Source organism: Gordonia oleivorans (assembly GCF_040044975.1).
GTDB lineage: Bacteria > Actinomycetota > Actinomycetes > Mycobacteriales > Mycobacteriaceae > Gordonia > Gordonia oleivorans.
In genome coordinates this window covers 183826-203966 of record NZ_JBDZDI010000004.1, presented here as the reverse complement: position 1 = coordinate 203966, position 20141 = coordinate 183826, and the positions used below count along the sequence as shown (strand labels likewise).

The 20141-nt window shown below is 66.0% G+C and carries 18 protein-coding genes; 1 reads left to right on the top strand and 17 read right to left on the bottom strand.

Annotated elements, in window-relative coordinates:
• Positions 1-7 precede the first annotated feature (7 nt).
• Both ABLE92_RS09140 and ABLE92_RS09135 read right to left on the bottom strand, forming a co-directional pair.
• Complete coding sequence (locus ABLE92_RS09140) at positions 8-769, bottom strand: SDR family NAD(P)-dependent oxidoreductase (protein WP_348804429.1); 762 nt, start codon at positions 767-769, stop codon at positions 8-10.
• A gap of 79 nt (positions 770-848) precedes the next feature.
• The gene (locus ABLE92_RS09135; protein ID WP_348804428.1) at positions 849-2699 is read right to left on the bottom strand and encodes an acyl-CoA dehydrogenase; all 1851 of its coding nucleotides are present in this window, start codon (positions 2697-2699) and stop codon (positions 849-851) included.
• 125 nt (positions 2700-2824) lie between these two features.
• On the opposite strand from ABLE92_RS09135, the gene ABLE92_RS09130 reads away from it, so the two are divergent.
• On the top strand, positions 2825-3415 hold the full coding sequence (locus ABLE92_RS09130; protein ID WP_348804427.1) for a TetR/AcrR family transcriptional regulator: 591 nt from the start codon (positions 2825-2827) through the stop codon (positions 3413-3415).
• Between the two features lie 23 nt (positions 3416-3438).
• Here the strand turns inward: ABLE92_RS09130 and ABLE92_RS09125 are convergent, their stop codons facing one another.
• The 15 genes from ABLE92_RS09125 to ABLE92_RS09055 all read right to left on the bottom strand — a co-directional run bounded on the left by ABLE92_RS09125 (position 3439) and on the right by ABLE92_RS09055 (position 20123).
• On the bottom strand, positions 3439-4098 hold the full coding sequence (locus ABLE92_RS09125; protein ID WP_348804426.1) for a class II aldolase/adducin family protein: 660 nt from the start codon (positions 4096-4098) through the stop codon (positions 3439-3441).
• Between the two features lie 78 nt (positions 4099-4176).
• A complete protein-coding gene (ykgO, locus tag ABLE92_RS09120; protein WP_348804425.1) occupies positions 4177-4299 on the bottom strand; it encodes a type B 50S ribosomal protein L36 in 123 nt (40 codons plus the stop codon).
• Positions 4300-4372: 73 nt separating this feature from the next.
• A complete protein-coding gene (locus tag ABLE92_RS09115; RefSeq protein WP_496560787.1) occupies positions 4373-6193 on the bottom strand; it encodes a sigma-54-dependent Fis family transcriptional regulator in 1821 nt (606 codons plus the stop codon).
• A 200-nt stretch (positions 6194-6393) separates the two neighbouring features.
• A complete protein-coding gene (gene groL / locus ABLE92_RS09110; protein WP_348804423.1) occupies positions 6394-8043 on the bottom strand; it encodes a chaperonin GroEL in 1650 nt (549 codons plus the stop codon).
• Positions 8044-8207: 164 nt separating this feature from the next.
• Positions 8208-9233, bottom strand: a complete 1026-nt coding sequence (locus ABLE92_RS09105; RefSeq protein WP_348804422.1) for an NAD(P)-dependent alcohol dehydrogenase — start codon at positions 9231-9233, stop codon at positions 8208-8210.
• Positions 9230-10054 (bottom strand): iron-sulfur cluster assembly protein, encoded by an 825-nt coding sequence (locus tag ABLE92_RS09100; RefSeq protein WP_425476220.1) that lies wholly within the window; start codon positions 10052-10054, stop codon positions 9230-9232. The genes ABLE92_RS09105 and ABLE92_RS09100 overlap by 4 nt, the downstream gene beginning before the upstream one ends.
• A complete protein-coding gene (locus tag ABLE92_RS09095; RefSeq protein ID WP_348804421.1) occupies positions 10051-11097 on the bottom strand; it encodes an amidohydrolase family protein in 1047 nt (348 codons plus the stop codon). Before ABLE92_RS09095 ends, ABLE92_RS09100 begins: the two co-directional genes overlap by 4 nt.
• A 170-nt stretch (positions 11098-11267) precedes the next feature.
• Entirely contained in the window at positions 11268-11603 is a 336-nt protein-coding gene (gene mimD / locus ABLE92_RS09090) for a propane 2-monooxygenase effector subunit MimD (RefSeq protein ID WP_348804575.1), read from the bottom strand.
• A gap of 5 nt (positions 11604-11608) precedes the next feature.
• Positions 11609-12715, bottom strand: coding sequence for an aromatic/alkene monooxygenase hydroxylase subunit beta (locus ABLE92_RS09085; protein WP_348804420.1), 1107 nt, complete (start codon positions 12713-12715; stop codon positions 11609-11611).
• A gap of 42 nt (positions 12716-12757) precedes the next feature.
• The gene (locus tag ABLE92_RS09080; protein WP_348804419.1) at positions 12758-13801 is read right to left on the bottom strand and encodes a 2Fe-2S iron-sulfur cluster-binding protein; all 1044 of its coding nucleotides are present in this window, start codon (positions 13799-13801) and stop codon (positions 12758-12760) included.
• A 77-nt stretch (positions 13802-13878) separates the two neighbouring features.
• Positions 13879-15516, bottom strand: a complete 1638-nt coding sequence (locus ABLE92_RS09075) for an aromatic/alkene/methane monooxygenase hydroxylase/oxygenase subunit alpha (RefSeq protein ID WP_348804418.1) — start codon at positions 15514-15516, stop codon at positions 13879-13881.
• 494 nt (positions 15517-16010) lie between these two features.
• Entirely contained in the window at positions 16011-17054 is a 1044-nt protein-coding gene (locus ABLE92_RS09070; RefSeq protein ID WP_348804417.1) for a helix-turn-helix domain-containing protein, read from the bottom strand.
• A gap of 197 nt (positions 17055-17251) precedes the next feature.
• Positions 17252-18457, bottom strand: coding sequence for a methyl acetate hydrolase AcmB (gene acmB / locus ABLE92_RS09065; RefSeq protein ID WP_348804416.1), 1206 nt, complete (start codon positions 18455-18457; stop codon positions 17252-17254).
• Between the two features lie 64 nt (positions 18458-18521).
• The gene (locus tag ABLE92_RS09060) at positions 18522-19481 is read right to left on the bottom strand and encodes an alpha/beta hydrolase fold domain-containing protein (protein WP_348804415.1); all 960 of its coding nucleotides are present in this window, start codon (positions 19479-19481) and stop codon (positions 18522-18524) included.
• Between the two features lie 96 nt (positions 19482-19577).
• A complete protein-coding gene (locus ABLE92_RS09055) occupies positions 19578-20123 on the bottom strand; it encodes a dihydrofolate reductase family protein (RefSeq protein ID WP_348804414.1) in 546 nt (181 codons plus the stop codon).
• Between the last annotated feature and the right edge of the window lie 18 nt (positions 20124-20141).

The window sequence follows — 20141 nt, the reverse complement described above, 5'->3', positions numbered from 1 at the left end:
GGCGACGCTACGTGACGGTGATCCCACCATCGACGGGCAGTGTCTGTCCGGTGACGTAACCGCCGGCCGGTGAGGCCAGCCAGACCGCGGTGGCGGCGAGTTCGGTGGGGTCGCCGGTGCGGCCGAGCAGCACGCGCGGCATCTGCGAGTCCAGGTAGCCGTCCTTGTAGCCGTCGGTCATCTCCGATTTGAAGAAGCCCGGCGCCAGGGCGTTGACGCGAATGCCCTTGCGGGCGCCCCACTGCTGGGCGAGGTCGCGGGTGAGACCGATGACCCCGGCCTTGCTGGCCGCGTACGCCGCCTGCGGCAGGGATGCGGTGGTGATGCCGAGGATCGAGGAGATGTTGATGATGGAGCTGCCCGGAGTCATCACCCGACCGGCGGCCTGCGCCATCCAGTACGACCCGTTGAGGTTGATGTCGATGACGCTGCGGAACTGTTCCGGGGTTTCCCGGGTGGCGGGGACGGCGGTGCCGACGCCGGCGTTGTTGATCAGCACGTCGACGTGACCGAAGGTCTCCATCGCGGTGTCGATGACCTTCTGGCACGACTCCGGATCGGCGACGTCGGCGGTGACCGACAACGCCTTTCGGCCGATCGCCTCCACCTTGGCGGCGGTGTCGGCGAGCTTGTCGGTGCGGCGGGCGGCGAGCACCACGTCGGCGCCGGCCTCGGCGAAGGTGGTGGCGAACGAGACGCCCAGACCCGACGATGCGCCGGTCACGACGACGACCTTGTCGGTGAGGGAGAACAGGTCGAGAACGGACACGCGGTCACTCCTTGGTTGTCGAGAAGCTGTTGTCGAGAAGCTGTTGAATGATTCAGATTCGCTGACTGTATCGGGCGCGCTACAGCCAGGCCGGGTCGGTGTTGAGGGTGGTGCGGTCCAGGGCTGCCAGCAGGGTGAACTGCACCGCGGTCTTGGGCAGTTCGTAGCGGTAGAAGTATGCCGCAGCGGCTCGTTTGCCGTCGTAGAAGTCCCCGGACTTTCCGCCCACGGCGAGGAGTTGCTCGAGCCACATCCAGGCGATGACGAGATGTCCGGTCGCCTCGAGGTAGGCGGTCGCATTGGCCAGTGACACCGCGACGTCGCCGGCCGACCAGACCGTGGCCGTGGTCGCGACGAGGGTGTCGATCGAATCACGCAGCGCCGCAGCATATTCACTGAGTTCAGGAACCCGGCCTGCGCGGGTGATGGTGTCGCCGATGGTCTCGGCGAGCAGCGCGAGCCCGGCCCCGCCGGCCATCGTGACCTTGCGGCCGAGCAGGTCGAGGCCGTGAATGCCGTGCGCGCCTTCGTGAATGGGATTGAGGCGGTTGTCGCGGTAGTACTGCTCGACCGGGAATTCGCGGGTGTATCCGTAGCCGCCGAGGACCTGGATGGCGAGGTTGTTGGCCTCGAGGCACCACTGCGACGGCCACGACTTGGAGATCGGGGTGAGTACGTCGAGCAGCAGTCCGGCGCGGGCGCTCTCGGTCTCGTCGCCGGTCTGCTGCAGGTCGACGAGCTTGCTGCAGTACAGCCCGAGTGCCAATGCGCCCTCGACATAGGACTTCTGCGCCAGCAGCATTCGCTTGACGTCGGCGTGCTCGATGATCGGGATGGGCTTGGCGTCTGGGTCCTTCTGGTCCACCGGGCGGCCCTGGGTGCGCACCTTCGCGTACTCCAGTGAGGCGAGGTATCCGGCGTAACCCAGTGAGGTGGCGAGGAATCCGACTCCGATGCGGGCCTCGTTCATCATGTGGAACATGTAGGACAGGCCCTTGTGCTCCTCGCCGACCAGGTAGCCGACCGCGCCGGGAGCGGAGCGAGCGGGCGGAGTGGATTCCGCGCCGGGAGCGGAGCGAGCGGGCGGAGTGGATTCCGCGCCGGGAGCGGAGCGAGCGGTGGCAAAACTCCCGTCGCCGAAGTTGAGCAGGCAGTTGGTGGTGGCCCGGTTGCCCATCTTGTGGTTGAGGCCGACCAGCGCGACGTCGTTGCGGGTGCCGTCGGGCAGGAACTTGGGAACGATGAACAGTGAGATGCCTTTGACGCCCGGGCCGCCGCCGGGGGCCTTGGCGAGGACGAGGTGCACGATGTTCTCGCCGAGTTCGTGATCGCCCGCGGAGATCCACATCTTGGTGCCGGTGATGCGGTAGGTGCCGTCGTCGGCGGGGGCGGCCTTGGTGGTGATGTCGGCCAGTGAGGAGCCGGCCTGGGGTTCGGACAGGCACATGGTGCCGAAGTAGCGGCCCTCGATCATGGGGCGAACCCAGGTGTCGATCTGTTCGGGGGTGCCGTATTCGGCGAGGAGGTTGGCGTTGCCGACGGTCAGGAAGGCGTACGACGACATCGCCGCGTTGGCCGCCTGGAACCATGCCGAGGAGGCGCGGCCGACGACGGTGGGCAGTTGCATGCCGCCGAGGGCGTCGTCGAAGGAGCCGGCCACCAGGCCGGCCTTGAGGTATTCGTGGATGCCCGCGGTGATCTCGTCGGGCAGTACCACCGTGCCGTCGTCGCCGACGAACGGTTCGTGGGAGTCGCCGAGACGATTGAACGGTGCGAACCGGCTGATCGCGATGTCGGCCGAGAGGTCGAGGACCGCGTCGAAGGTCTCTCGTGAGTGGTCGGCGAAGCGCGGCCTGCTGGTGAGGGATTCGACGTCGAGCCACTCGTAGAGCAGGAATTCGAGGTCGCGCCGCGACAAGGGGTCGGCCATCACATCTCCGTTCGGTCGTGCGTGCACCTAAGCACTCGCTCAGTTATAAGCACTCGCTTATACTGCCCGTAACCCCCCGGATGGGTCAATAGTGCCGGGCGATCACCAACAGGAGGCCGGTTCGAGTGACCACGGTTCGCGTCACGGAATCCGCCGCTGCACAGCGCATTAGGCAGGCAGCCATCGCGTCGTTCGCCGAGTCCGGCTATGCCGGTACCTCGACGCGGCAGATCGCGGCCGGCCTCGGGATGAGTGCGGCGGCGATGTATCCCCATTTCCGCTCCAAAGAGGAACTGCTGTACTCGATCGCGCTGGAGGGGCACCGATCGGTGAACGAGGCGATCGCCGCCGCCGACGACGCGAGTGCGTCGCACACCGAACGGTTGACCGCGGTGGTGGCGGCCTTCGCCGGCTGGCAGGCGCGCCATCAACAACTGGCCAAGGTCGTGCAGTACGAGATGCGGGCGTTGACGCCGTCGCACTTCCGGACGATCGCGGCACTGCGGCGGAAGACCACCGAGATGATCGCGACGATCGTGGCCGGCGGGGTCGAGGCGGGTGAGTTCGCGGCCGACGATCCCGACGACGTCGTCCTCGCGATCTCGTCGCTGTGCGTCGACGTGTGCCGATGGTTCCCCACGCGGACGCACCGGGACCCGGCGACGGTGGGGCAGATGTACGCGCGGATGGCCCTTCGGATGGTGCTCGCGACCTGAGGTCGGCCATCAGTGATCAGTGATCAGTGATCGGTTCCGGGGAACGGGGTGTAGTACTGCCGCGCGGCCGAGGCGACGATCTCGGTGAGTTGTGCATCGTCGAGCGCGGCCGGTGTGCCGGCGCTGACGGACCGGAGGTAGACCTCGCACAGCCAGTCGAGGAGTTCGAGATGCTCGCATGCCGTCTCGATGTTGCTGCCGACCGCGATCGAACCGTGGTTGCGCATGAGGGCGGCGGTGCGCTCGTGCAGAGCGGCGCCCACCAGCTCACTCAGTTCCAGGCTGGTGAAGACGGCATAGGGCGCGACGCGTACGGTGCCGCCGAGCATGGCCGCGGTGTAGTGGATGGCCGGCAGTTCGTCGACGACGGTGCCTGCCGACACCGACGCGATCGAGTGGGCGTGGGCCACCGCGGACACCGAGGTGGTGCGGTAGATCTCCAGGTGCAGGCCGAGTTCACTGGTCGGGCGGTACGGCGTCGGAACCGCGACGACGCCGTCGAGGTCGACGATGACCAGCTGATCCGGTGTGACCGCGTCGAGCCGGCATCCGGTCGGTGTCAGCAGGACGTGATCGCCGCTGCGAACCGACAGGTTGCCGTCGGTGCGGGAGGTGAGCCCGGCCGAGGCCGCGAGATGATGCGCGGCCGCGCACAGAGAGGCGCGGTGATCGTCGATGCCCACCCCATCGACGTTAGACCCATCGACATGCATGTGGAGGACAAGCGGCTCGATTGTGCCCGAGGTGCGCGGCCGCGGGGCTCACTTCTGGCGTGCCTTGAATCGTGGATTGTTCTTGTTGATGACGAAGACACGGCCGCGTCGTCGGATGACCTGGGCGCCCGGTTGATTCTTGATGGATCGGAGGGATACGCGAACCTTCATGACAGCTCCTTGTTGAAAATGACTGTCATGAACAATAGCGCGCGCCGACGCAAAAAGACGAAATGGGTCGTCGTCAGGTGACGATCCCGAACTCCTTGATCTTGCGGTAGATCGTCGCCCGCGAGATGCCGAGTGCGGCCGCGGCGTCGGCCTTGCTGTTGCCGTTCTCCTCGAGGCTGCGCACGATCGCGTCGCGTTCGAGGGCCTCGATGCGGGTCAGGGTGTGCCGGCTGGTGGTGCGACACCGCGGTGGCAGCTGACCGACGCCGATGACGCCGGAGCGTTGATGGGTGACCACCTCACGCAGTGTCTGGCGCAGTTCGGCCACATTGCCCGGCCACGAATACTTGCTGAGTTGGCGCATCGCATCCGGTGCCACACTCAGTTCACGGCCGCGCGTCAACTGCCGCAGCAACGTCGGCACCAGATCCTGCAGATCCTCGATCCGATGCCGCAGTGGGGGGAGTTCCACGGTGTGGCCGAAGAAGGGCAGCAGCGTGGTCCCCGCCTCGACCGCGGACGCCGCGGTGGTGACGCCGAGCCACCCGGCGTGTTCGCGGCCGGGAAGCAGGTCTGCGATGGCCGCCTGGGCGTCGGCGCCGATGGTGTCGATGTCGCGGATGATGACGCAGAAGCCGTCCCGATCGAGTTCGGTGGCCAGCGCGTCGAGGGTGTCCTCGGCGACGCCCGTGGTGTCGTCGAGGGCGTCGGTGGCGAAGTCGTCGGCGGCGAAGTCGTCGGCGGCGAACACCCGGGTGGTGGCCGGTTGGTAGCGTTCGGCGGCCGCACGCAAGGTCGCGGTCCGCCCCGATCCCGCCTCGCCCGACACCGCGATCCATTGGCCGGCCCGCACGTGACCGACGATCCGCGAACAGCATTGCCGCCACGACGAACTACGCCCCACCACTCCGGGCAGGGTTGCCGTCGGCGTTTTCGGCGCGGCCACCGACGGTGCGGGTGCGGCGTCGACGAGATGCACCCGGAAGACCGCGATCTGCGCACCGTCGTCGCAGTACTCCGACACCGGTGACAGCCGCGCGACCCGCCCGCTGGGCAGCGTGCTCACCCGGCCCGGTGTTCCGCGCGTGGGCGACTGGTCGACGGCGTGCTCGAGGATGGCGAGTTGGTCGGCCGGGTCGACGCTGTGACGCAGGCGCCGGTTCATCAGGACCACGTCGCCGGAGATCGCGAGCACCATGGCATTCGGTGCCCGCCGGCAGGTGGCCAGGTACGCGTTCAACAGTCGTGATTCGCGCTCGCTGGCCTGCGACACCATGCGCTGCACTATCTGCGAGGTCGCTGACTTGGCCAGCGAGAGCAACAACGTCGACGGCTGCTCGAGTTCGCTGCGACAGGTCAGATCGAGAGCGCCGACCACCGCTCCGGAGATCGGATGCACGATCGGCACGCCCGCGCAGGTCAACGGGCCGAGGCTGTCGGCGTAATGCTCCGAGCCGCTGACCACGGTGGGTTGGCGGGTCTCGAGTGCGGTGCCGATGCCGTTGGTGCCCGCGAACTCCTCGCTGTAGCTGTATCCCGGTGCGAGACTCACCTCGTCGAGCATCCGACGCAGTCCGGTACTGGCGGTGGTGCGTGAGAGCACCACGCCGTCGGCCGAGGTCAGGATGATCGACATCGGCTCCGACGACAGATCGCCGGCGAGCTGATCGATGATCGGGCGTGCGGCCGTCATCAACGGCCCGTCGGTGTTCGGTTCCCGGACGAAAGGCAGTTCGAGGCGATCGGCGCGGACATTGAACGCGCGGGATCGCCGCCACGACGTCGAGATCGATTCTCGGACGGCGTCATCGAGTCCGTCGTCGCTCAGGAATTTCTCCCGGGCGCGGGCGACCGTGGCGGTGGACGTACTGGGCTGGGCTGGGGGCTGTGAAATCACCGAGCAAGCGACTCCTCTGTGATCTGTATCTCACCTCTCCGACGAGTCTACCTCGTCGGGGGAAGGGGAGGGCCGACCGCGATCAACGCCGCGAACGGCAGATGCCGTTCGGATCGCGGTCGGCCCAGTCCGGGGCTGGTCGGGAATCACCTCACCGGGCGAACGCGGTGTCCCCGACCGGACAAGATCAGATCAGTTCAGTAGATGTTGGACGGGCGGACCATACCCTCGGCCAGGTCACCGAAACCGGGCGCCGGGATCGCGCCGGGATTGCCCATGACCTCCTCGACCACGGCGGTCTCGGTGGTGATCAGCAGCGCCGCGATGGACGCCGCGCTCTCCAGCGCGGCCCGGGTGACCTTGCACGGATCGATGACGCCCTCGTCGAACATGTCGCCGTAACCACCGGTCAGGGCGTTGAAGCCGTGTCCGAGCGGTAGTCCGGAGACCACCGTGACCACCTCGTCACCGTCGAAGCCGGCGTTGGTGGCGATCCAGCGCAGCGGTTCGGCGAGGGAATCGCGGACGACCTCGATGCCGACCTTCTCGTCGCCGGTGGCCTCGAGGGATTCCAGCGCCCGATGCGCCTGGGCAAGCGCGGTGCCGCCGCCGGAGACGATGCCCGCCTCCACCGCGGCGCGGGTGGCGGCGAGGGCGTCCTCCACCCGCAGCATCCGCTCCTTGAGTTCGACGCTGGTCACACCGCCGACCCGGATCACCGCGACCCGGCCGGTCAATCGTGCGATGCGCAGTTCGAGGGCGTCGCGATCGGCGTCGATGCGGGCACGTTCGAGTTGGGCCTCCAGATGCCGGACCCGGGAGTCGACGAGTTCCTGATCGCCGTGCGCCCCGACGATGGTCGTCTCGTTCTCGGTGACGGTCACCCGATCGCAGGTGCCGAGGTGTTCCATCGACACCTCGTGCAGATCGATGCCGGTGTCCTTGGCGATCACGTGGCCGCCGAGCGCCACCGCGAGGTCCTCGAGTTCGGCGATGCGGCGATGTCCGAAGCCCGGTGCGCGCACCACCACCGACAGCATCGTCTTGTGCATGTTGCCACCGACGAGCAGTTGCAGCGCCGGTCCGTCGACGTCCTCGGCGAGGACAAGCAGCGGGCGGTCGGCGCGTTTGGCCGTCTCGATGGCCGGCATGATCTCCTGCACCGAGGTGATCTTCTTGTTGGTCAACAAGATCACCGGATTGTCCAGGACCGCCTCCATCCGTTCCGGATTGGTGACCATGTAGCCGGAGATGTAGCCGTGATCGAATTCGATGCCGTCGACGACGTCGACGGACAGGCCGAGGGTGTCGCTCTCCTCAGTGGTGATCACCCCGGTCTTGCCGACATGTTCGACGGCGGCCGCGATGACCGCACCGATCACCTCGTCATCGCTGGCGGCCAGCGATGCGATGCGCTCGAGGTCACTGCGACCACCGATCTGAACCGCCTGGGATGACAAGGATTCCAGTACCGCGGCGACGGCCCGTTCGATGCCGCGGCGCACCCGCATCGGGTTCGCGCCGGCCTCGACGGCCCGCAACCCCTCGCGCACCATCGCCTGCGCCAACACGGTTGCGGTGGTGGTGCCGTCACCGACGACACCGTTGGTTTTCATCGCCACCTCCTTGACCAATTGGGCGCCCATGTTGGCGAATGGGTCGCGCAGCTGGATCTCCCGGGCAATGGTGACACCGTCGTTGGTGATCGTCGGGGGACCGGTGAGCTTCTCCAGGACCGCATTACGGCCCTTGGGGCCCAGTGTCACCTTGACCGCGTCGGCAAGGGCGTTCACGCCCCGCTCCAGCCGCAGCCGCGCTTCGGCGTTGTAGCGCAACTCTTTGGCCATGTCGTCAACCTCTTCTCTGTGTTCGGTGTTGTTGTGGTCGGGCTGTATTCAGTTGTCCGCCCGCCCTCCGAGTGCCGACGAGCGAAGCGAGGAGGTGTATCGAGGACACCTCCGTGACTCGACGTGTCAGCCGGGAAGCTCGGGGCAGGTCCCGTGACGGAGTTCTAGGGAATCAGGATCGCGCGGCCCCGCACCCGACCGGCATCCAGATCGTCGAGAGCGCTCTGGTAGTCGTCGAGTGCATAGGTTGCTGTGTGCAGCTTGACCTTTCCCTGCGCGGCGAGAGTCATCAGCTCGGTGAGATCGTTGTAGGAACCGACGAGATTACCGATGAAGTTGATCTCGGTGGAGATGATGTCGATGGTGGGGACGTTGATGTTCTCGCCGTAGCCGACGACGAAGTAGTTGCCCGCCCGATGCAGCATCGCCACCCCCTCGGCGGTGGCACCGCCCTCACCGACGAAGTCGAGGACCGCCTCGGCGCCCTTGCCGTCGGTCAGTGCGAGCACCTGGTCGACTTGAGTGCCGTCGGCGACGATGCCCTTGTGCGCACCCACCTCAAGGGCCAGCGCCACCGCATCCGGATTGCGGTCGACCACCACGATGGTCAACCCGGAGATGGCGGCGAGGACCTGAATCCCGATGTGCCCCAATCCACCTGCGCCGATCACCACACAGGTGTCGCCGGGACGCGTCATCCGGGCCACCTTGGCCGCGGCGTGATAGGCGGTCAGGCCCGCATCGGCGAGCGCGGCCACATCCGACGGTTCGAGCGAATCGTCGATCTTGACGACGCTGCGCGCGGTGGTCTTCAGATAGTCGGCGTAGCCGCCGTCGGTGTCGATCCCGGGGAACAGGCTGTTCTCGCAGTGGACGTCGTCGCCGTCGCGGCAGGCACGGCACAATCCGCAGGTGATCAGCGGATGCAGGATCACCTTGTCGCCGACGGCGACGTTGGTGACCGCATCACCGATCGCCTCCACCCAGCCGGCGTTCTCGTGGCCGATGGTGTAGGGCAGTGCGACACCGCTTTTCGCCTCCCACTGACCTTCCAGGATGTGTAGATCGGTGCGGCACACCCCGGCCCCGCCGATCCGCACGATCACGTCGAGCGGACCGGTGATCGTCGGGTCGGGGATCTCGTTGAGTTGCAGTTTGTCGTGATATCCGACGACCTGGACGGCTCTCATGATGACCTCTCCTGAAGGAAATTGCTGTCGGGGAGTGCGCGGGTGCGCACATTGGTGATGACCGGTCCGCTGGTGCCGTCGCATGCATCGTCGTCGGCGTAGCGGGTGGCGAGTAGGCCGCGGCAGAAGTGCGAGTTGCCCTCCACCGAGATCCGCACCGACCGTGCGAATCTCAGCCGCACCGGCACCTGCTCCGGTGGCAACGGACTGCCGTCCTCGTCTACTACGACCCGGCAGTTCGGGCACACACCCAGACCGATCTGTACCCGTCGCCGTAGCAGTGCGTACTTCGCGGGCCCGTCGGGCAGGTCCCGCAGCAGCAGATGCTCGCAGTCGGCGGCGGTGGCCGCCCCCGAGGCTATGAGCGCACTGACCGCGCGTTCCATCGACGCGGTGTGGGCCTTGCGCAGGAAGGTCATCCGCAATTCTTCGAGATCCTGCTCGGCCTCGACCCCGAAGGTGCCCTTGTAGCCGGCGTGCGCGGCCAGACCGGCGTTGATCTTGTCCGAGTCGTGGTGATCATCGAGCATCACCCGCACCTGACCGACGTCCTCGATGTCCTCGAGGGCATCCAGCGAATCCGAGGCCATCAGGTACGCGAAGTTCGGTGAACAGAAGGACGTGGGCAGCCGCAGATGGACGGTGACCCCGTCGTCGTCGATGAAAACCGAACGGACGAAGTTCAATTCGGTGATGGGTTGGTCGAGTTCCGGATCGAGAACGGTATCGAGTGCGCCCAGCACGGCGTCTGTCATCATCACCGTGTCCTCGATCTGCACCGTCCCGCTTTCGACGTGGTGGCGGTCCGACAGCGCGGTCATGCGTTCACCGCCTCCTGCGCGCCGGCCGCCACCTCCGCACCGGGATCGGCGGCGTCGGTGGGGATCCGCAGCTCCTCGGGAACCTCGATGTGCGGATACAGCGCTGCGGCGTTGAGGCCGAGGATCTTCCGCTTCTGATCGGTGGTGATCGGCGCGTATTCGGTCATGTCCTCGGGGATCTGGAAATCCACGAACCGTTCGACGAGCCACTGCGGGGTCCACAGCGCGTAGTCGCTGGCGAAGAGGATCTTGTCCTCGCCGATCCAGTAGAGGAGTTCGCCGATGATCTGCGCGAAGTAGCGGGGCCGGGTGTGGATGAACGGGATCGCCACGGCCAGTCCGCCGTACACGTTGGACTCCTGGGTGGCGATCCAGCAGAAGTCCTCCAGGCGGGGCAGGCCGACGTGCTCGATGATGAAGTTGAGGTCGAGGTAGTCGGTGGCCACCTTGTCGACGTCGGCGACATCGAAGGCGTCGCGATCGAGCGGACGGATCGTCGGTCCCTTGTGTACGTGAACGTTCTTGATACCCAGCTCGATGCACTCCTCGAGGTAGCGTCGCGACCAGTGATCGTCGAGTTTGTACCCGCGGGAATCGCCGTGCCATTCGGCGGTGTAGAGCTTGACGCCCTTGAGGTCCATGGTCTCGGCGTCACGACGCAACTGCTCGAGGCCGTCCTCGCCGTCGCGCGGATCGTAGGCGTGGTTGTAAGTGAGCTTGCCCGGATTGTCCTGGCACAGCTTGAGTGAATCGTCCACCTGCGCAAAGCCGTTGACGTAGAAGTCCTTGAGAATCGTGGCCTGGAAGATCGCGTGGTCGGCCGGCCCGTCGACGAAGAGATCCTGCATGAGCCGTTCGGGACCGTAGTAGCAGTAGGTGTCGTAGTCCCACAGCTCCGATTCCGGGCTCAGGTTGCGGTGGTAGTCGTAGAAGCAGTCGATGAACTGCTTGCCATGGATGTTGCGGTGGTTGGACTCGCGTCCGTCCCAGAGGTGCACATGGGCATCTACGATGAAATACTTCTCGCCGTTCTTCTCATACATCGGTCTCACTCGCTCTCTCGCGGCGTTGACGGGGCTGTGGGGGCTGGTACTGGGCTGAAAACTGTGGGGCTGGAAACTGTTGGCTGAGAGGTGGATCGGATGGAATTCGCCGCCGGGGCCGACAAGGGGGCGGGCGGGGCCCCGGCGGCGAAGTCTGATCCGCTACCCGATCAGGAAGCGGTGAGGTCGAAGCCGATGAACTCGGCCGCGTCCTCCGGGCTGGCGAACAGGATGGTCTGTTCGTCGAGGTGCACCATCCGTCCGTAGTGGGTGGAGCTGATCTCCTCGAAGATCGACCCGTCGAACTCCTGGCCGAGGGCGTCGGTCAGTTCGTCGTAGTCGAAGATGAGGCGGTTGACGCCGTCGACGCGGATCATCGACGGGTACTCGGTGAGTTCGACGCCGTCCTTGGCGCCCATCACGTCGGCGACGATCCGGCCGATGGGGGTGTTCATCAACGTCACCCCGCACATGTTGGAGAACTCGGTGTTGGCCCCGAATTGCATTGTGCTCACTTGTTCAGCTCCTCTGGGATGTCGAGGCCGATGGCGGTCAGCACGTCGGCGAACTTGGTCTTGGCGTGATCGAGGCTGGAGGAGAAGGTGACCGACTTGTCCGCCGGCTGCGACCAGATCGGCTGGAGTCCGCGGGCCGCGTCGAGGCAGCGTGGTACCCACACCGCCATCCAGTCGGCGAACAGCTTCTGGTTGTCGACCCCGTACTTCTCGTCGCGCGCGAGCATCTGGAACAGTGCGCGGGAGTAGTTGAGATCGCGGTCGTAGTCGTACTCACCGGTGCCGACGATCGTCGGGGTGATGTAGTCGCCGTTGCGGGCGGCCACCTGCATCACCAGTTCCGACCGGAACAGCGAGCCGACGAGCTGCTCGAAGACGATGTTGGAGCAGAACAGCAACTCGGCCCAGTCGCCGATCGCGGTCAGCCGTTCCACCGCCTCGCGGGTGGGCTGCCATTCCGGGGCTGACTGCCAGACCTCCTTGTGTGCCGATCCGTCGAACGCCTCCTCCGCCTCTTCCAGGTCGAGGTTGAACAGCGCCAGATCCTGTGCGAACCGCAGCTTGTGGGCGGCGTTCACGCAGACCGCGTTGTTGATCATGTTGGTCGGCGCGGAACGCTGGATCGAGGTGAACACGTGCAGACCCATGCCGCTCTCGGCATGCATCCAGGCGCCGAGGTTGCGTTCGATGAACTTGAGCCAGGCCGAGTTCCAGCCGTCGTAGGCGCGGGCACGTTTCGCGTTCTGCAGACACAGGTCGACCTGATGGACCACCGCCGAGTTGTTGCGGTAGATCGTCTGCTCCCACTCCTCGTTCGGGTCGAGGAACTGATGCCAGTTGGCCGACTGCGCCGCCGTCCACTCCTTGGGGTAGCCGCCCGGGCCGTCGCCGAAGCCGTAGATCCAGCCTTGGGTCAGGTGGCGTTCGGGATCGGGCTGGACGTCGATGGTGACGTCCTCGTAGATCGTGGCCCGCTTCTTGGCCGGCTGATAGTAGTTGTACTTACGGCTGCGGCTGCTCGGGAATTCCCGTGCGCCGGCCTCGGCGTCGGTGAACTCGATGGAGGGGAAGCTGCGTTCCCGTGGTTGTGCTGGTGCGGACATACCTTTCGTTCCTGTCGTTCAGGCGGACTCGGCGACCAGGGGTCAGGAGTCGAATGCCGGGCTGGTGAACTTGTCGTAGAAGATCTGGTCTCTGGGCATCGAATGTTGTTCAGCCAGTGCGAGAGCCGCGTCGACCATGGGTGGGGGACCGCAGAAATACACCTCCGTTCGGGCGAGGTCGGCTTCGGTGTCGTTGACGATGTCGGTGACATTGCCCGCCGCGACGGTGACGCCGTCGGGGGCGCCGTCCACCGATTCCGACAGGCAGGCGATGAAGGTGAAGTCGGCGATCTTCTCACCGAGAGTGGCGATCTCGTCGAGATAGAAGAGATCGTCGGCGGTGCGTGCGCCGTAGTAGAAGCGCACCGGCCGGTTCAGGCCGGTCTCACTGATGTGGCGTACCAGGGAGAGTAGCGGTGCCATGCCGGCTCCGCCGCCGATCGCGACGATCGGCAGGACGTGACCGCTGCGCAGGGTGCAGGAACCGTAGGGGCCGTTCACCTTGATCTCGTCGCCGACCGACAGTCCGTCGGAGAGCATGCCGGCGAACAGACCGCCGGGATACTTCTTGATCAGGAATTCCAGGCGGTCGGGGGTGGCCTGGGTGGTGGCGATGGAGAAGGACCGCTTCTCCTCGGTCCCCGGTACGAAGAGGTCGACGTACTGACCCGATTTGAACTCGATGGTCTCGGGTTCGACGACGTCGAGCTTGAGCGAGACGATGTCGCGGGTCATCGGTTCGATCGCCGCGACGCGGGTGAGCACATCCTGGATGGGTGCGCCGCCGAGCAGCTCGTCCTCGTCGAAGTTGAGGAGTTCGATCTCGCAATCGCTGTATGCGTATGTGCGACAAAGGAGTACGTACCCCTCGGCCTCTTCGGAATCGTTGCAGGCGAAAGTGGAGTAGTCGTCCATCTGCACGTCACCGTCGAGCATGTACGACTTGCAGGCCGAACACCGTCCCTCCCGGCATCCGTGCATGAGGTGGATCCCCTGCCGGAATGCGGCGTCGAGGATGGTCTCGTCCTCGGTCACCTCCATCTCGATGTCGACGGGTTCGAAACTGATCCGATGTGTGTCGGCCATGAAGTCTCCTGGGCTGGGATGGTTGAGCTGGTCGTCCGGCAGGGGCGGGTGCTCACCGCCGCCCCTGCCGAACGGGCTCAGACCGTGACGGCGCCGTTCTTGTTGGCCATGTACGCGGCGATGTGCGACTGGCGTTCGTCGTCGCTCATCTCGTTCAGCAGCACGTTGGGGCTGGCGAACGGGATGCCGCGGACGTCGTCGAGCGTCCACATCTTCTTCGGATCGAGATCCAGATGCGGCTGCGGGATGAGCGTCTTGCCGTCGTCACGGACGTAGCCGAGATCCTTGATGATGTCGGCGAGATCCTTGCCGTGGTGCAGGGTCTCCCATTCGCGGAATCCGGTGAGGCGTCCCATGTTCGGGGTCGGCCGGCCCTCGTATTCGGGGCGGAAGGCCACCTTGTCGGTCCAGGCGCAGGTCTCCGAGCAGTAGGTGCGCCACTGGCCGTCGACCTTGTCGGTGACCATGTCCTCACGGATGAGGCACGGCACCATGCAGGTCCAGCAGCGGTGCGGGTACTCGTAGTCGACGTCCTCGAAGGCGATCGGCTTGTTCTTGCCCGGGTAGGCGAGACGGTTGTAGTTCTCCCACCACTTGCCGAACTTGTTGTACCAACCGGGGTACTTCTCCTCGAACCACTCGAAGTCGGTGTCGGTCATGGCGTCGATACGCCAGTAGTTGACCGGCCAACCGGTGGCGAAGAATCGGGCGACCTCATGCACGTAGTGCTTGTTGACGATCCGGTTCCAGGCCTCCTCGACGAGGTCGTGGGGGATGGTCAGGCCGTACTTCTCCAGCGGGAGCAGGTAGCTGCGGTAGTAGTCGTCGTAGATCCACCGACGCCACATCTCGGCGTAGCTCTCGCGATCCTTGCGGCGATCCTTGGTGCCGTACTCGATGAAGGTGCCGATCGCGGCGTCGACGACGCAGTGGTTGTTCCACCAGGCGTAGCGCAGATCCCGTTCCAGCAGTGGACGATTGCGCTCGTCGGCCAGCGCCATCAGCAGGATGGAGTAGCCGTTGGAGATGTGGCGCGATTCGTCGGACTGCACCGAGTGGAAAACCGTCGGCAGCAGGTAGTCGCCGTTGGCGGCGGCCTCGTCGGGCATGGCGACGAACAGGGTGTTGGTGAATGCGGTCTCGGCGACCACCGTCAGGTAGATGTTGGCGGCGGTGATGGCGTCGCCGGTGATGAAGCCCTCACCGAACTGGCGGCCGATGGTGCCGGCGTAGTTGTTGGCGAACGCCTTCTCGGTGATGTCGAATCCGGCCGGGTCGACGTAGTTGTTCATGTACAGCTTCTTGAGATTCATCTGGATCGTCGAGTGCCGGACCTCGTCGATCATCTGCACCGCGAGACCATTGTGGATCTCGGGGTTGGGTACCGCGTCGATGGCCATCGGCATCGCGCGGGCGGCCGAGATCTCCGGGAACGGGATGATCGACAGGAACAGCTTCTGCCATTCCAGCCAGCGTTCCTGCACCTGACGGAACATGTTGCCGCGGATGGCACCGTCCATCGCGCCGTAGACGCGGTTGTCCTTCTCCTCCTCCATCGGGAAGTACGACCGCATGATCTGCTTGAGCGGATCCTTCTTCGGTGCCTTCTCAAAGGTGTAATCGGTTCCGAACCGGGTTGCCGGGGTGGCGAAGGTGGGCTCCCACGACAGCTCGGTGATCTTCGCATGGGCCTTGGTCAAGCTCTGCCTGCTCAATGTGCGCCTCCTGTAGAAGAGCCGGCTACGTGCCGGCCTGCGGGCTGAAGCGCTATTGATACAACCTCGTGATGGCAATCACACCCGTCTCACTGTGAGACTGACCACACATTCACTGACCTGGATCGGTGGTGTGGCGGGGGTCGCCGTCACCATCATCGAGCGAACAGCAGTCGACATCGCCTGTGCCACAGCCACCTTCCCGCAGGCACTCGCCGTCTTCGACTCCGCGCTGCGCCTCGGGGCGAAGCCTGCGCGAGAAGGCCCGCGAGGACAAGCTCCGCAGCATGGACGTCATGGTCATCGGCTGGACGTGGGCAGACCTCGAGGCCGGCCGCGTCGTCGAACTCATCGGTCAGTGGCTGGTCCAACTGGAGATGATGGCGTTATGAGCCGGGTCACCCACCGCCAACAGCACGTGGGTCGTGTATGCGAACGTGGAGGCGCTAGCACTCATATTCTCCAACAGAACCCACGTTCTCCGGCGGTGCCGCTCAGCGCTGCGGCGGGAGCTCCAGGGCGCGTGAGTGTCGCATCCGCCAGGTCAGGAACGCCACGCCCAGACGCGCCCGGCCCATACCGTCCAACGGGTCGAAACCCAATCCGGCACTGACGTTTTCGAGCCTTGTCTGCATGGTCGAGTGATGGATGTCGAGCGCTCGGGCGGCCTGCCGGACGCTGGAGGCATCGAGCAGCGCGGCGATGGTTGGGCGCGCCCACGCGTGCGTCATGAGCGACTCCAGGCTGTCGGCGTCGGGGTTGCGGGCGTCCGACGGTGACTCGGCCAGCAGGTGGACGAGACCGCCGTACTCGGCCGCGTCGACGACGGTGGTGGTGGGTCGCTCGCACAGCTGCAGGGCGATCAGGGCCGTGCGAAACGAGTCGGCCAGGCCGTCGATCGTCGTCGCGACGCCCAGCCCGCACGGTGTCGATGGGGCGGCCGACACGTTGAGATCCCCGGGGGCGATCACGGCGTGGATGGTGCCGATGGCGGTGGCGGTCACATCGGCCGGCCACGACGGATGGCTGGACCAGTCGGCGAACAGCGGCGTCGCCAGTGCACGGTAGGACGCGGTCGGGGACAGATGCAGCCGCGCCGCCGCCTCACGTCGGCGATCGAGATCGGCGTCGCGATCGAGCAGCCGCGCGACGTCGCGGGTGGCGCCGCCCGACCCTCCCGAGTATCGGATTCCGACGGCCAGCGCCAAACGCTCCACGATGATGGCGTCGTTGGCCAGTTCGGGGCCGTGACGTTCCAGCCACACCCGGGTGGCAACGCCGCCGGTGCCCGCGTCGACCTCCAGCGCGTGCACCTCGCCGGGCGCATCACCGCTCAGGGCCTCACCGAGTACCGACACCCGCGTCACCGCATCGCCGCGGCGCACTCCGGCGGGGCATCCGGCCAGGGCGGCGGCGGTGGCGAGCAGTCCGTGCAGGTTGACGTTGCCCACCACGAGTTCGTCGAAGCAGGCGATCACCCGCAGGCCGAGGCTCGCGGACGGGTCCAGCGCCGCGATCCGTCCGAGGAGTTCCTGCACGTGTGGGTGTCCTTGTCGTCTCTGTCGGCGTCGTCGCTGTCGGCGTCGTCTCTGTCGGCGTCGTCTCTGTCGGCCGACGATGATGCGTCGGCCGGGGTGCGCGCTCCAGTGTCTCGCGCACGGTGCGATCGCGCCGGGAAATCGTTGGGTGCGACTCCCGGCGCGATCGAACGCCGTGTCAGCCCTCGAACGCCGTGTCAGCCCTCGAGCGCGCCGTACACGGCGGTCTCGAAGTCGAGATACCCGCCCACCGAGTTGGCATCGGCGAAGGGGAGGATCTGGGTGGCCCAGTAGCCGCCGATCTTGTTGCGCCGATCGATCCAGTAGTAGAGATTCGCCAGACCCGCCCAGGCCAGGGAGCCGGCCGGACGGCCCGTGGGGGCGACCTCGTCGTTGAGCATGAAGGTCAACGCCCACGACTTGGGCATGCCGGGGAAGAACTCGGCGTCGTTGGACAGGCTCGGGATGACGCCGGGCAGCATCTTCACCTTCAGTTCGCCGAGATGGTTCTGCTCGGCCAGTGACACCGTCTCGGCACGCAGGATCTGCTCCCCGGAATCCGAGCGGCCGTCGTTGAGCCACATCCGGATGAAGGTGAGGTAATCACCGACCGTCGAATACAGGCCGTGCCCACCCATGTGCACCTCCGGATCGTCCGGCAGGGCGAAGTCGTGATCGGGGGTCAGCGAGCCGTCGGCGTTGCGGTGATGCATGGTGGCGGTGCGCGCACGCATGTCGTCGGTGCGGGTGAACGCGGTGTCGTTCATTCCGAGAGGCTCGAGGATCTCGGTGCGCATCACCTCGCCGAGGCGTTTGCCGGTGATGGCCTCGATGACCAGTCCCGTCCAGTCGATGTTGGAGCCGTATTCCCACTGTGTTCCGGGGTCGAACAACAGCGGCGACCGGAGTGCGGCCATGCTGGAGGTCACGATGCTCGGCTGGCCGTGTTCGGTGGCCAGTCGGGCGTAGGTTTCGTTGAAGAAGTCGTAGCCGAAGCCTGCTGTGTGAGTGAGCAATTGGCGTGTGGTGATATCGGACTTCGGGGCGCGCAGTCGGGGTTGGCCGGCGTCGTCGAAGCCCTCGATCACCTGGATCTCGCCGATCCGCGGTTCGTAGTCGCGGGCGGGTGCGTCGAGGTCGAGCTCGCCGCGTTCGAGCAACTGCAGCGCGGCGGTTCCGGTGATCGCCTTGGTGGTCGAGAAGATCGCGAACACCGAGTCGGTGCTCATCGGGGTGTCCTCGTCGAGCGCTCGCAGACCCGATGCGCTCAGATGGATCGTCTCGCGGTCGGTGGTGACGCCGGCGACCACACCGGGCACTCGATCGTCGCCGGTGGATGCGGCGGCCACGACGGCGTCCGCGGCGTCGGCGACCCGCTTGGAACTGACGATGGGTGTACTCATGGTGATTCCTCTTTCTCGTGAAGCGGATGGGGCGGTGGAAAGTTGTCCCGGGTTCTCGACGAGGTCAGTCGGCGAGCATGCGGGCAATCCAGACGAATCTGGTGTGCAGCATGGATTTCGCCAGGGCGGTGTGCGGGGCGAAGATGTCGCAGGCGTGAAATGCGCCGGGCCACACGTGGAGTTCGGTATTGACCCCCGCACCCCACAGGGCTCCGGCGTAGTCGATGGCCTCGTCGCGGAAGATCTCGCAGTCGCCGACGTCGATGAACGCGGGCGGCAAACCGGTGAGATCGGTGGCTCGTGCCGGGACGGCGAGCGGACTGACCTCGGGTGACCGGTAGGCATCGCCGAGGTATGCGCGCCAACCGGTTTCGTTGGATACCCGATCCCACACCCCGACGCCGTCGAATTGTGTTGTCGATGGCGCGATTCCGCGGTCGTCGAGCATGGGATAGCTGAGCATTTGGGCGCGAATCGCCGGGCCGTCGCGTTCGCGTGCGGCCAGGGCCAGGCCGGCCGCCAGTCCGCCGCCCGAGCTCGCACCGGCGACCATCAGCCGTCGCAAGTCGATTCCGAGTGAATTCGACTGGCCGGCAGTCCATTCGAGGGTCGCGTACATGTCCTCGCGGGCATAGGGATCCCGGTACTCGGGGGCCAGGCGGTATTCGGGCGTGATCAGGACGGCGCCGAGACGCTCCACCCAATCCAGCGTCGCGTCGAGCGCGTTGAACCGGTCGCCGAACATCAGGCCACCGGAGTGGGCGTAGACGATGACGGGCCGCTCTCCGTTGGCTCGGGGTGATCGGAACACCGACACCGTGATCGGGTCGCCGCGGTATCCGGGGATCTCATAATCGGTGTGGGTGACCTCTCGGCCGTGCATTGTCTCGTCGACGGGGCGGGAGGCATAGGACTGCCGCATGAAACCGATCAGCTCGGGTGTGACGGTGGGTGGGAACAATCCGCCGACGACGGCGAGACCGGCCCGCAGCTCGGGATCGAACTCGGGCCTCGGACGTGTCATGGATCACAGTCTAGGCAGGGCTGTGGCGTGCCCGGTACCGCCGACCCGACGCGAAATCGGTGGAGTTTGCCCGCCGAATGGCGGGTGGGGAAGGTGTCAGGCCGGTCCGTAGCTCAGATGCACGACGCCGTTGTCGAAGGCCTCCTGGTCCAGGAGCTGCAAGCCCACCTCGCCGATGCCGTCGAACAGCCGGGCGCCCGCACCGAGGATGACGGGATAGACGAGCAGGTGCAGTTCGTCGACGAGGCCGTCGGACAGCATCGCGCGCACCAGCCGGCCGCTGCCGCTGATGTAGATGTCGCCCTCGGCGCGGTCCTTGAGGTCGGCGATGGTGGCCGGGTCGTAGGCGCCGAGCACCGTCGAGTTCTGCCAGGAGCCGGCGTCGGTCAGCGTTGACGAGACGACGTGCTTGGGGGAGTCGTTGAAGAACCCGGCACCCGGATCGTCCTCGACGGTGCGGGTCGACCAGGCCGGTCCGAACATCTCGAAGGTGTTGCGGCCCAACAGGATGTCCGAGGCCGGCGCGGTGAGAGAACCGATCACCTCGCCCATCCGTTCGGTGAATCCGTAGGGCATGGTGAAGGCCGGGTTCTCGAAGACGCCGTCGGCGGTGATGAATTCGTGGACGCGGATCGTTGCCATTGGTGTGCTCCCTGTCGG